Raw genomic sequence first — 13,833 nt, forward strand, 5'->3', positions numbered from 1 at the left:
GATGTAGCTAAGTGTGCGAAATTACCGAAAATACAGGGTTTTCGGTAAGGAAAAACGGGCTTTTTATCAACAAAAAAACGGCCCTGGAAAACCGGTTTCCGGGCCGTTTTTTTGTTGGGCTGCCGCATCAGTTCAGGATATTGATTTCCACATTGTAATTGCCTTCTTCGAGGAACTCGATGTCTACGGTATGGCGGTCGTCGATACGGAAAGTTGCCTTGAAAGGGAAATCCACGGTTTTAACAACCGTTCTGGTAGACCGTGCAGAGTTATCGATTTGCACCAGCCGTATAAAATTGCCTTTCTGCATGTCCACGCTGGTCAGTTTCAGCTTTGGCTGGTCGGCTGCGGTGGCTTCCGCGTCGGAAGCTTTCTGGCTGGGATTGGCGGTGCCGCCGGAGGTGCTGGTGATGGTTACCGAAATATCGTTCTCCTTGGCGCCTACATTCTTGCTCAGCTTTACCGTACCCACCCGCGAGCTCTGGTTAAGCAGAATGAACGGCTTCTCGAATTTGCCGAAATACTGGTCTTTTTTCCAGAAACCGGTTACCAGGCTGTCGCCCCCCGCGGCCGTTCTGTAGTGCATGGAACCCTGCCCCTCCCTTTGTCCTTTTTTCCAGTTGCCCTCGAACCAGTCGCCGGTTTTCCAGGTGTATTTTCCCTGTCCGTCGGGGTAACCGGCTTTAAACTGACCCTCATAGGTATCCAGGCCAGCCGCTTTGCCTTTGCCATCGGCTTTATCGCCCCGGCATTCGCCCTCGTAGGAAAGCGACAGGTTTTCAACAAATACCTTGCATTTTTGTGCCTGTGCAGTTACCGCGCATAGGCAGGCCAGCAGACAGGACAGGAATAAGTTTCTCATGTACTTTGTTTTGGATTGTTCCAAAATAGGAAAAAAATACGAGCCAAACCGCCTGATTCTCAGGCCGGCAACCCGGAAAAATGACAGTAGCCTGACAAGCAGGGCGCCCCCGGGTTTTGAAAATAGATGTTCCTACATTAATTTTGCCGTTCATGGTACAGGTAATGGATATACTCAGGCAGGCCCAGCGCGAGGTGTTTGAACCCTCGATGGATCTTGTTTATGAGAAGCAGCAGCATATCCCCGGCTCTATCCAGTACAGTGTTCGCAGACATTATGCGCACCCCACCTGGGTATCGGAAGATTTGGGTATGCTGGTGTACCATTACGATGCCCGCAAACCGGGTGAAAATTACCTCGAACTGCGGTATTGTATTACCGGTAACAGGTATTGCCCCGAGAAAAGCTGTTCTAACTGTGCCGAGTTGCCCACCAATAACTGCAGCGGCAAACAGCAGACGGTAGATGTTTTTACCTTTCATTTTACCTCTACCTTCCTCAACCAGTTTGTGCATAATGTGAAACTGAGCAACCGGAAAGACGAGGTGCTGGCTTTCAAACATCCGCATGCGTTCACCAAAACATTCCCGGTTTGCGCCAGAAAGCGGAATGCGCTGGATTCCATGCTCAACCACACTTATTCAGGGGCGCTCGAAAATATTTTCCTGAATGCCAAGATGCACGAGATACTGCTGTACAGTCTGGAGTGCCTGGTAGATGAAAAAGAAGAGGGCTTCAGCTGTAAATTCCTGGCGGATGAGGGGGGCAGAATGCGTATTTACCAGGCAAGAGATATCCTGCTGCAGCATATCGGTGATCCCATCACCATCAAGGAACTGAGCCGTAAAGTTGCCATGAACGAATGCTACCTCAAAAAAGGGTTTAAAGAAGTGTTCGGCACCACCATATTCGATTTTTACCAGCAGCAACGTATGGAGCATGCAAAATACCTTTTGTATGAAAAAGGGCTGAGCGTAACCGATGTGTCCGCATTGCTGGGCTATTCTTCCATTTCACATTTCTCCGCGGCGTTTAAAAAACATACCGGACTGAAGCCCTGTGAGCTGCTGAACTGATCGCAGCGATTTCAGTAATGAACGGGTTGTCATCCGCGCCTGTCAGTTGTTAACTCTTCCGTTACAATTCTTCCTCAGGCCTTACCTTTAAGTCTTAAATCATTCGTATGCGAAAACTGCTGCCATTGTTCTGCATGGTTTCCTTTACCGCCTGCAACGGCCCGGAGAAAGTGGAAACCATCGTTCATAATGCCGTTATTTATACTGTTGACAGTTCTTTCAGCACGGCACAGGCCATGGCCATCAGCAATGGCAGGATCGTTGCCACCGGTACCAACGAAGAGATCAATAAAAAATACCGGGGCGCAGCATCCATCGATGCAAAGGGCGCGGCCGTATATCCCGGCTTTATCGATGCGCATGCACATTTTGTCGGCTATGGCCGCTCGTTGTTCCAGGTGGATCTTTTTGGTACGGATACCTGGGAAGAAACCGTGGCGCGTATCAAAGCTTTTGCAGACGGGCATCCCGATCTTGTATGGATACTGGGAAGGGGATGGGACCAGAACCGTTGGCCGGGTAAATCCTTCCCGACAAATGAAAAACTCAATGAATTGTTTCCCGATAAGCCGGTTGTGATCACGCGGATAGACGGTCATGCCTCGATCGCCAACCAGAAAGCACTTGACCTGGCGGGGATCAAAGCCGGACAAACCGTTGTAGGTGGGTTCATCGAAACCATGCAGGGCAAACTTACCGGTGTGCTGATCGACAACGCGGACAACAAAGTGTACAGCCAGGTGCCTGCGGCGACAAAAGAAACCTATACACAGTGGCTGCAGGCCGCGCAAAAGAATTGTTTTGAACAGGGACTGACCACCATTACAGACTGCGGCCTGGATGCGCAGGATGTGGAGGCGATAGACCAGCTGCAGCAAAGCGGCAAACTGGATATGCGTTTATATGTGATGCTGAGCGATAACGACGCAAACATCACGAAATATCTTGCGTCTGGCCCATACAAGACAGACAGGCTGTTTGTAAAAGGATTTAAAGTGTATGCCGACGGCGCACTGGGCAGCCGCGGCGCCTGTCTGCTGCAGCCTTACAGCGATAAACCGGGATGGCAGGGTTTTCTTCTCCGCAACAAATCCCATTACGATTCGCTGGCAAATGTTTTGTCGAAAACCGGTTTCCAGATGTGTACGCATGCAATAGGCGATAGCGCCAACAGGGAGATGCTGCATATCTACAACAAATACCTTGGCGGCAAAAACGATAAACGCTGGCGTATAGAACATGCGCAGATCGTTAACCAGAACGATTTTGCGCTGTTTGGTAAAGCCAATATTGTGCCCTCTGTACAACCCACTCATGCCACCAGCGATATGTACTGGGGAGAAGAAAGACTCGGTAAAGAAAGACTGAAAGGCGGCTATGCGTATAAACAGCTGCTGCAGCAAAACGGCTGGATACCGCTTGGCACGGATTTTCCGGTTGAGGACATTTCTCCTTTTAAAACCTTCCTGGCAGCCGTTGTAAGAAAAGACGCCAAGGGATATCCGCAGGACGGCTTTCAGCCCGAGAATGCACTGACCCGAGAAGAAACCATACGCGGCATGACCATCTGGGCAGCCAGGGCCGGTTTTCTCGAGACGGAACTGGGCAGTCTGGAAGCGGGTAAAAAAGCCGATTTCATTCTCCTTGACAAAGACCTGATGAAAGTGAATGAATCCGAGATACTGAACGTGAAAGTTACGGCCACCTATATCGGCGGAAAGAAAGTGAAGTAGGTTGCCAGGTCCGGTTATTTACCTGTTAAGCAGTCAGCCAAATTCCCTAACTTAGGAGCTACTTCGATGAGAACGATGCTCTATAGGAAAAACACATGGGTGGTTGCTGCCTTATCCGCAGGCGCATTGTTCTCCATGTGTATGCGCAACGACGCCGGTATTGATTTCAACACCGATATCAAACCCCTGCTGAACAAAAAATGCATTACCTGTCATGGCGGTGTTAAACGGCAGGGTGGTTTCAGCCTGCTTTTCCGTTCCGACGCGCTGGCAGTGAATAAATCGGGCAAACCTGCCATTGTTCCCGGCGATCCCTCACACAGCGAAATGATCAGGCGTTTACGGCTGGACGACGCAGAAGACAGGATGCCCTATCACAGTGAACCGCTTTCCGCAAAAGAAATAGACCTGCTCAGCAAATGGATCAAACAGGGCGCAAAATGGGGCGATCACTGGGCCTATGTACCGGTGGCACCCACCGCATTGCCTGAAACAGATCATTGGTTCTTTGGCATAAAAGGCGGAAAGAAATGGATAAAAAATGATATCGACGCTTTTACCTATGCAAAAATGAAGGAACAGGGCCTGTCGCCTTCCGCCGAAGCGGGTAAACCTGCTTTGTTGCGACGCATAAGTCTTGATATTACGGGCTTACCGCCTTCCGCTGAACTGGCCCGTCAATTTTTAAACGATACCCGGGAAGACGCTTACGAAAAACTGGTGGATACCCTTCTTGCCTCGCGTCACTATGGCGAGAAATGGGCTGCCATGTGGATGGATCTTGCCCGTTATGCGGATACAAAGGGATATGAGCGTGACGACTGGCGTTCCATCTGGCGCTACCGCGACTGGCTGATCAGGGCTTTCAATACCAATAAACCTTATGACCGGTTTCTTACAGAGCAGCTTGCGGGCGACCTGTTGCCGGATGCCACAGACGAAGATTTTATCGCCACGGCCTTCAATCGAAACACCATGACCAACGATGAGGGCGGCACCGATAACGAAGAGTTTCGCACGGCCGCAGTTATGGATCGGGTAAACACCACCTGGGAAGCCATGATGGGCACCACTTTTGCCTGTGTGCAATGCCATAGCCATCCATACGATCCGTTCCGCCACGAAGAGTATTATAAGTTCATGGCATTCTTCAACAATACACGCGATGAAGACACCTATAACGATTACCCCCTGCTGCGTGAGTACCACCATGCAGACAGCGCAAAATATAACGTGCTGCGCAGCTGGCTTCGGACCAACGCTGCCGAAAGGGAAAAAGAGATCACAGGGTTTGTGAAAACGCAGGAGCCCGCCATTAACTCACTCGTGGCGGATCAACTTACCAACAGCGCGATCGCCGATACCAAATGGCTGGTACTGCGCAACAACGGAATTGCCCGCATAGCCGATGTAACACTTACCAACCGGTCGCAGATCATGTACCGCTATGTATCCGGCAAACCGGGTGGCAAATGGACGATCCGTCTTGACGCACCCGATGGACCCCTGCTGCAGACGGTGAGTGTGCAGCCATCCAAAAACGGCTGGGCGATCGCCTCAATGCCGGTGCCTGCCACGCAGGGTAAACACCATCTTTATTTCAGCTACCACAATCCCAATCTCAAAACCGCAGAAGAAACAGGTATTCAGTTCGACTGGTTCTTCCTGACCAATCCGTTTCCCGGAAAAGGAAAGCCGGGTTATGACAGTGCGTATAAATATTTCTACGACCTGCTCTATGCAAAGGATGTTACCATCACACCGGTGATGATGGAGAATCCCGATGATATGATTCGTGAAACCCATGTATTTGAAAGAGGCAACTGGCTGGTGAAGGGCGCAGGCGTTTCTGCCGATGTGCCAAGATCGCTGGGTGCGCTGCCTGCAAAAGCGCCGCGCAACCGCCTCGGTCTTGCCATGTGGATCACCGACAGGAAAAACCCGCTCACCGCAAGAACGATCGTGAACAGGATATGGGAGCAGTTCTTCGGACAGGGTATTGCGGAAACACTGGAGGACCTGGGTACACAGGGCATGCAGCCAACGCATCGCGAGCTGCTCGATCATCTTTCCTGGCAGCTGATGCGCGATTACCAGTGGGATCTGAAAAAACTGATCAGGCAAATAGTATTATCGGCCACGTACCGGCAGGATTCAAAACTGAACAGCGAATCGCTCGCAAAAGATCCTTTCAATAAATTATATGCAAGAGGGGCAAGGGTACGGTTGTCGGCAGAACAGCTGCGCGACCAGTCGCTGGTGGTGAGCGGACTGTTCAATGAAAAAATGTTTGGTCCCGGTGTGTTCCCCTACCAGCCCGATGGTATCTGGTTGTCGCCCTGGAATGGCGCCACCTGGAAACAGAGTGCAAACGGCGATCAGTACCGCCGCGCCCTGTATACCTACTGGAAAAGAACCGCGCCCTATCCTTCCATGATCACTTTTGACGGCACCGCCCGTGAAGTTTGTTCTGCAAGAAGGATACGTACGAATACGCCTTTACAGTCGCTGACAACACTCAACGATTCTGCCTATACGGAGGCTGCGCAGCATTTTGCTTACCGCATGCAGCAATCGGGCGGCAAGGATGTGCGGTCACAGATCAAAAATGGCTACCGGCAGGCATTGTACCAGTCTATCAGCGATGAGAAGCTGGCTGTTTTTGAAAGACTGTATACTAACGCGTTTCGCAGGTATGCCGCGTCACCGAAAGATATGAAGCTGATGGCAGGCACCGATCCTGCAAAACAGACACCGCAAACAGCCGCATTGGTGGTGGTGGCGGGGGCAATGATGAACATGGATGAATTCATCACAAAAAATTAAGCATGGGCCGCAGCAGTAAAAAAATACAGGAAGAAGCCGTACACGCCAGCCTTTCACTGGTTACGCGCAGGCTTTTCTTCAAAGACTGTTTCCTGGGAATGGGTGGCATGGCATTGGGCTCTTTGCTGGGTGGCTGTAACTGGTCGGGTGCAGGCATGGCCGGCGCCTTCAATGCTGCCAATCCGCTTGCACCACATGCACCGCATTTTCCGGCCAGGGCAAAATCGGTGATCTATCTCCATATGGCCGGCGCACCGTCGCAGCTGGAGCTGTTCGATTTCAAACCCGATCTGGCCAAACTGGATGGCCTCGATTGCCCGCAGTCCTTGCTGGAAGGAAAAAAATTTGCTTTCATACGGGGCGTTCCCAAAATGATGGGGCCGCAGGCGCATTTTCAGCAGAGAGGCGAAAGCGGCGCCTGGGTTTCTGATCACCTGCCGCATTTTGCAACCGTTGCTGACGAAGTGAGTTTTCTCAAAGCCGTACAGACCGATCAGTTCAATCATGGTCCCGCCCAACTGCTGATGCATACAGGCGTACCCCGACTGGGAAGGCCGAGCATCGGTGCCTGGGCTACTTACGGACTGGGTTCCGAGAACAGCAATCTACCCGGTTTTGTGGTGCTTACATCGGGCGGAAAATTTCCGGATGCAGGCAAAAGCGTCTGGGGCAGCGGTTTTCTTCCCTCTGTTTACCAGGGAGTGCAATGCAGGAGCGAGGGCGACCCGGTTCTGTTCATCAAAGACCCCGCAGGCATGGACCGCGATCTGCGCAAAGCCAGCATCGACGCCATCAATGAAGCGAACAGACTGAGTTACGATGAATTCAAAGACCCCGAGATATTATCGCGTATCTCGCAATACGAAATGGCATACCGGATGCAGATATCCGTGCCCGAGGTAATGAACATTAACGACGAACCTGCCTATATACACGATATGTACGGCACGCAGCCCGGCAAAGCATGTTTTGCGAATAATGTACTGCTGGCGCGTAAGCTGGTGGAGAAAGGCGTTCGTTTTGTGCAGTTGTTCGACTGGGGCTGGGACAGTCATGGCACCGATGAGAACCTGGCGATCGATTATGGTTTTGTGAACAAATGCAGAAGCATCGACAAACCGGTTACCGCTTTGCTGCTCGACCTGAAACAGCGCGGCCTGCTTGATGAAACGCTGGTGGTATGGGGCGGCGAATTCGGTCGCACACCCATGCAGGAGAACCGCGATGGCAAACAGAACCCGTTTAAAGGAAGGGATCACCACACCGAAGCCTTCACCATCTGGATGGCAGGCGGCGGTGTTAAACGCGGAACCAGTTTTGGTGAAACAGATGAGATCGGTTATGCTGCGATCAGCGGAAAAACAAGTGCATTCGATATACAGGCAACGATCCTGAACCAGCTGGGATTTGATCATGAGAAACTTACCTATCAATTCCAGGGCAGACCGTTCCGTCTGACGGATGTAAATGGACGCGTGATCGACGAGATCATTGCCTGAGACCCCACTAAAACCAAAACGATCATTACCGCATGCGTATCGACAGAAGGGATTTTTTATCGCTTACATCCGGAGTGGCTGCCCTGGCTTTATCGCCTTTTGAGCAAATTGCGGCGCAGCAGCCGCCAACGCTGCCTGCCGCATTTTCCTTACAGGTAATGGCCACCAACTGGGGTTTTCCCGGTTCGATGGATGCTTTTTGTGAAAAGGCAAAACGTGCAGGCTACGATGGCATCGAAGTGTGGTGGCCGGCCGACAGCAAAGTTCAGCAGGAGCTGTTTGATGCATTGAAAAAACACGATCTGCAGGTGGGTTTTCTTGCAGGCGGATCGGATAAAGACACCGGCAGGCATTTTGACCAGTTCAGGCAAATGCTGGATGGAGCGGCATACCAGAAAATAAAAAGACCGTTGTATATTAACTGCCATTCGGGCCGCGATTATTTTTCTGCAACGGAGAACAGCAGGTTTATCGATTATACAGATAAAGTTTCGGCCGAAACCGGTATCGGTATCTATCATGAAACACATCGCGGCCGAATGCTGTTCGCCGCGCATGTGACCAGACAATTTTTACAGAAACACAGTTCGCTGCGACTTACCCTGGATATTTCTCATTGGTGTAATGTGCACGAGTCTTTGCTGCACGACCAGGAGGAAACAGTGCAGCTGGCATTGGCAAGGGTGGATCATATTCATACCCGGGTGGGGCATCCGGAAGGCCCGCAGGTAAATGATCCGCGCGCACCGGAATGGGAGAATGCGGTGAAAAGACATCTTTCGTGGTGGGATGCTGTGGTCAAACATAAAGCAGACAACGGTTCAAACCGGCTTACCATCCTCACAGAGTTCGGTCCGCCGGATTATATGCCAACCCTGCCCTATACCCGTCAGCCGCTTGGCGATCAATGGGCCATCAACGAGTACATGATGCAGTTTCTGCGTAAACGTTACCAGTCCGTATGAATACGCTGATCGGATCATTCGGGCCATTTCACCCGCTGCTGGTGCATTTGCCCATCGGGTTTCTTTTGCTGGCGATCATTTTCCAGTGGCTTGCGGCTATACAGAAATATGCGGCACTTGCACCAGCTATCCGCGTCTCGTACCTGCTGGGCGCAGTCAGTGCGGTGTTGTCCTGTATCAGCGGCTGGCTGTTGTCTTCCGGCGGAGAATACGATCCGCAGACAGTTTTCTTTCACCAGTGGTTTGGCATATCGCTGGCGGTAATTGCTTTTCTCGCCTATTTTCTCACGGCAAAAGCCAACGGGCTGCTGCAGCGGGTTGTTTCGCTGGTACTGCTGGTGCTGATGATCATCACGGGACATCTTGGCGGAACGCTGACGCATGGGGAAGGATTTTTAACCAAGTCGGTCCTGTCTGAATCGGGCGATACGGCGAGGAAAAGAAAAGCCATCGCCGATATCAACCAGGCTATTGTGTTCACGGATATTATACAGCCCATATTCGACGAAAAATGCGGCAGCTGTCACAGCGCAACCAAACAAAAAGGGGCTTTGCGACTGGATGCAGCCGACTGGATACTGAAAGGAGGAAAGCATGGAGCCGTATATACAGAGGGAAATGCCGACAGCAGCGAGCTATACAAACGCATGGTGCTGGATCGGCTGGAAGAAAAACATATGCCGCCCAAAGGCAAACCGCAGCTGACCGAACAGGAACTGCAGGTGATACACTGGTGGCTCAGCAGCCGGGCGGGTTTCAGCAAAAAAGTGAATGAAGTTCCCAGGGAAACAGCCATAGCTGCCGTATTGCATAAGTTTGAGGGAGCGCCGGACAAAACGGTTCATAAAAGCGATGTTCCCCCGGCAGAAGTGGAGCAAGCAGATCCGGCGGCCATCGATTCGTTAACGGCCAATGGCATTTCCGTTACGCCCGTTGCCATGAACAGTCATTACCTGCAGGTAAGTTTTGTCAGCCTCAGCAAGCCAGACGACAGACATATGCGTCTGCTCAAAAAGATCAGTAAACAAACCGTGTGGCTGAAACTGCCCGGCGCCCGGTTTACCCCGGAAGTATGGAAACTGCTGTCGGATTTTCGCTCGCTGACAAGACTCAGCGCAGAATATTCTTCCCTGAATGATGAAAGCATCACATCGCTTGCTCCGCTGCGGCTGCTGCATTACCTGAACCTGGTAGGTACGGATGTATCTGTAAAAGGATTGTCGCTGTTGAAAGATATGCCCGATCTTGACCATCTCTATCTCGGAAAAACAGCTGTCCAAACCGGGCAGCTGGCAGCACTGAAACAATGGTTCCCGCATGCCGTCATCGATTCCGGAAATTATACCCTGCCGTTCCTGGCAGCGGATACGCAATTGCTGAAAGCACCGGTGAAGAAAAAATAACACCGCTCAGTACACTTCCGCAAACCAATGGAAGTATCTCATGGCACCGGCATTCCCGTCAATCGGATCATTTATAAAATCTCCAGGAAGACTCGAAATCCTTTGGCAGTTTCTGGTTAGTGAGGATGGCACGGAGCATTTCAACCGGCATCGCGTTTTCTCTCAGGATCGCGTCGTGGTACTGGCGGTAGCTCATCTTGCCGCTGTCTACCAGTTCTTTCTTCAGGGCCCAGAACTGGAAGGCGCCGATCATATAGCCGATCTGGTATAACGGCGGATACTGTCCCGTAAAAGAGCGCCGCACTTCGCCCTCGGCAGTGGATCTCTCATGGCCTACCCGGTCAACAAGAAAGTCGATACATTGCTGCGGGGTCCATTCTCCCAGATGGTATTTCAGCGAGAAAATGATCCTTGCACAGCGGTGCATGCGCCAGAACAGCATACCGATCCTGTCTTCCGGTCCGCGGGGAAATTGCTGGTCCCAAAGTACAAACTCCCAGTAACAGGCATTGCCCTCTGTCCAGAAAGGTGTGGGAAAGTTGCGGTAGGTTTTATTCCGGTTGTTCATGTACCATTGAAGATGGTGCCCCGCCAGCAGTTCGTGATGCACCACCGCTCTTGAGAAATGCGGGTTGTTGCCGCGCATGCTCATCAGTTTTTCGTCTTCTTTCATGGTATTGGTGGGGTAGGCGATCAGCAATCCGCTGCCGCCAAGAAAAAACGGCGCAAACAGCTGCCGCTCCGGTGTCATCATATTCATGGTCCAGTCTTCGTCTGCCAAAGACGGCAGCGTTACCAGGTCTTTTTTTCTGATAAAATCAACCGACTGGTTATACAGCTCTATGATCATCTGCGGCTGCCGTCCTGCAGGAACAAATGTGTTCTTCACTTTTTCCTGTGCGGCTTTCCAGTTGTCGCCGAATCCCATTTCACGGCTGGCTTTCAGCAGTTCCTGGTCGCACCAGGCAAATTCCTTGTTGGCTATCTCAATCAGTTCCTCCGGTGTATAAGGGATCATTTCGAAACGCAGTTGCTGTATCAGTTCTTCCCTGCCGATGGGGTTGCCGATGATGCCGCTGCCATCGTCTTTCTGCGTGCCCGGTGACTTTCCTTTTGCCCGAAGTGCGTTGGCATATAGGTTCAGCGAGCTGTCGGCGCTTCTGTATGGGGTTGCCATCCACCAGGTAAACAACGGATCGTAGCCGTTGTAGAAATCGTACACGCTTTTGAGAGCGGTCTGCAGGCCTTTTATGGCATTGTAAGCGCGTTCTCCCAAAGCAGGCGTAAGCGTTTCCTGTTTTATCCGGGGTGTCAGCATGTTCACCTGCCGCTGTATGGAATTGAATTGTTCGGCCAGCAGGGGCGCATTCATTGCTGCGCCGCGGCGGCGCAGTTTTTCCACCGCATACAGACTGTCGGCAAAGGGTATCCATTTGCTGATCTGGCTGTATTCATTTTCCTCGAGATCCAGCAGGCGTAATTCGTTTGTCAGGTTGCGTTTAAAAAGGATATAATCCACCCGGCTGCCAACGGGTAATTTGTCGTAATCCATTTTGGCTAGCTGCGAGAGGTAATCCTCATGCATTTTTTTCAGCTTCATTCTCCGTTCAGGCGATTGCCCGATAAGGTAAAAACGGGTGATGCTGGTATTGTCTGCATTGTAATGCACCATCAGGTTATTTACCTCGCTGGTCTGGTCGTATAGCGAGGATTCCGTTTTCTGTGCAGCGGCAGACAGTGCCGCGAATGCGAGAAGGACAAGGATATACTTTCTCATAGAGCGTATGCAGTTGGTGGCGGTAATAAAGATAACGGAATTACAGGTTTGGATTCCGGGTGTAGTAAAATAGAAATTGCCACAGATTGCACAGATTTTCACAGTTTTTTCTGTGGTAATCTGTGCAATCTGTGGCAATATAATTTATTGATTAGCCCTTCAGCTCCCCAACCATATCACCCGGAATCACCCACTGGTCAAATTCTTCGGGTGTAAGGTATCCAAGCTCCACGGCCATTTCCTTCAGTGTACAGCCTTTTTTATGCGCTTTCTGTGCAATTTCCGCGGCTTTATAGTAGCCGATTTTCGTGTTCAGTGCAGTCACCAGCATCAGGCTGTTGTCCACATGCTTTTTGATATTGGCTTCGATGGGTGCGATACCCACGGCACATTTATCGTTGAAGCTGACACATCCGTCGCCGATCAGTCTTGCGCTGTGCAGGAAATTGTAGATCATCACCGGTTTGAACACATTCAGCTCAAAATGCCCGGTGGCGCCGCCGATATTGATGGCAACATCGTTACCCATCACCTGCGCGGCAATCATGGTCAGCGCCTCGCATTGCGTGGGGTTCACTTTGCCGGGCATTATAGACGAACCCGGCTCGTTATCCGGTATAAACAGTTCTCCGATGCCGCTTCTTGGTCCCGATGAAAGCATGCGTATATCGTTGGCGATTTTCATCAGGCTTACGGCAACCGTTTTCAGTGCGCCATGCGCTTCCACGATGGCATCATGCGCCGCCAGTGCTTCAAACTTATTTTCCGCCGTCACGAAGGGTAGCCCGGTGAGGTTGGCGATATGTTTGGCAACATTCACATCGTATCCTTTCGGCGTATTGATGCCGGTGCCCACTGCCGTTCCGCCCAAAGCAAGCTCGGTAAGATGGGAGAGGGTATGGTTGATGGCTTTCAGTCCATGGTCAAGCTGCGATACATAACCGCTGATCTCCTGTCCCAGGGTTAGCGGCGTTGCATCCATAAAATGCGTACGGCCGATCTTCACCACTTTCATGAACTCCCTGCTTTTCTGTGCAAGCGTATCCCTGAGTTTTTTGATGCCGGGTATGGTCACTTCCACCAGTATCCTGTAGGCCGCAATATGCATGGCTGTGGGGAAGGTGTCGTTGGATGACTGCGACTTGTTCACATCATCGTTGGGATGAAGGAATTTTTCCTTATCGGTAAGCGCGCCGCCTTTGATCACATGACCGCGGTAGGCCACCACTTCGTTCACATTCATATTGCTCTGGGTGCCCGAACCGGTTTGCCAAACCACAAGCGGAAACTGTCCCTCGAGTTTGCCGGCTAATATTTCGTCGCATACCTGCCCGATCAGTTCCGCTTTTTCCTTTGGCAGCACGCCTGCATCCTGGTTGGTGAGCGCCGCGGCTTTCTTCAGATAGGCAAAAGCCTGTATGATCTCTTTGGGCATTTTGTTGATGTCCTGCGCAATGCGGAAATTATCGATGCTGCGTTGTGTCTGTGCGCCCCAGTAAACATCTGAAGGAACCTGCACTTCACCCATGGTGTCTTTTTCAATACGGTATTCCATGATCCGGTATTAGTTGGTTGTTGAATAGATTTCGCCCGCAAAGGTACGGGCTGCGGCTCAAAGCGGGTATCGCAGAAAGGAAGAATTCGCCGCTCATCAGGACTATCCGGCTTTCAAAAGGAAAACTTCGTATTTTA

Annotated in this window: 9 protein-coding genes; 6 read left to right on the top strand and 3 right to left on the bottom strand. The window is 51.3% G+C overall.

Translation table 11 applies throughout. The annotated features are described in order from the left end of the window. Window positions 1–127 precede the first annotated feature (127 nt). The gene (locus GWC94_RS02880) at window positions 128–862 is read right to left on the bottom strand and encodes an MORN repeat-containing protein (protein ID WP_161833481.1); all 735 of its coding nucleotides are present in this window, start codon (window positions 860–862) and stop codon (window positions 128–130) included. Window positions 863–1,014: 152 nt separating this feature from the next. Between GWC94_RS02880 and GWC94_RS02885 the strand changes: the two genes are divergently transcribed. From GWC94_RS02885 to GWC94_RS02910, 6 genes are all read left to right on the top strand, one after another. Beyond that, window positions 1,015–1,938, top strand: a complete 924-nt coding sequence (locus GWC94_RS02885; RefSeq protein WP_161833482.1) for a helix-turn-helix domain-containing protein — start codon at window positions 1,015–1,017, stop codon at window positions 1,936–1,938. 107 nt (window positions 1,939–2,045) lie between these two features. Continuing rightward, window positions 2,046–3,671: an amidohydrolase gene (locus GWC94_RS02890; protein WP_161833483.1), complete on the top strand. Its 1,626-nt coding sequence runs from the start codon at window positions 2,046–2,048 to the stop codon at window positions 3,669–3,671. A 66-nt stretch (window positions 3,672–3,737) separates the two neighbouring features. Continuing rightward, a complete protein-coding gene (locus tag GWC94_RS02895) occupies window positions 3,738–6,497 on the top strand; it encodes a DUF1553 domain-containing protein (protein ID WP_235918431.1) in 2,760 nt (919 codons plus the stop codon). Window positions 6,498–6,499: 2 nt separating this feature from the next. Beyond that, window positions 6,500–7,996, top strand: a complete 1,497-nt coding sequence (locus GWC94_RS02900; RefSeq protein ID WP_161833484.1) for a DUF1501 domain-containing protein — start codon at window positions 6,500–6,502, stop codon at window positions 7,994–7,996. A 32-nt stretch (window positions 7,997–8,028) separates the two neighbouring features. Then, complete coding sequence (locus GWC94_RS02905; RefSeq protein WP_161833485.1) at window positions 8,029–8,961, top strand: sugar phosphate isomerase/epimerase family protein; 933 nt, start codon at window positions 8,029–8,031, stop codon at window positions 8,959–8,961. Next, window positions 8,958–10,364 carry a c-type cytochrome domain-containing protein gene (locus tag GWC94_RS02910; protein WP_161833486.1) on the top strand — a complete coding sequence of 469 codons (1,407 nt, stop codon included), beginning with the start codon at window positions 8,958–8,960 and terminating at the stop codon, window positions 10,362–10,364. Before GWC94_RS02905 ends, GWC94_RS02910 begins: the two co-directional genes overlap by 4 nt. Before the next feature lie 67 nt (window positions 10,365–10,431). Here the strand turns inward: GWC94_RS02910 and GWC94_RS02915 are convergent, their stop codons facing one another. After that, window positions 10,432–12,141, bottom strand: coding sequence for a DUF885 family protein (locus GWC94_RS02915; RefSeq protein ID WP_161833487.1), 1,710 nt, complete (start codon window positions 12,139–12,141; stop codon window positions 10,432–10,434). Between the two features lie 151 nt (window positions 12,142–12,292). Continuing rightward, window positions 12,293–13,696 (bottom strand): class II fumarate hydratase, encoded by a 1,404-nt coding sequence (gene fumC / locus GWC94_RS02920; RefSeq protein WP_161833488.1) that lies wholly within the window; start codon window positions 13,694–13,696, stop codon window positions 12,293–12,295. Between the last annotated feature and the right edge of the window lie 137 nt (window positions 13,697–13,833).

Origin of the sequence: Sediminibacterium soli (genome assembly GCF_009939225.1) — a bacterium.
In the GTDB taxonomy this organism is placed as follows: domain Bacteria; phylum Bacteroidota; class Bacteroidia; order Chitinophagales; family Chitinophagaceae; genus Sediminibacterium; species Sediminibacterium soli.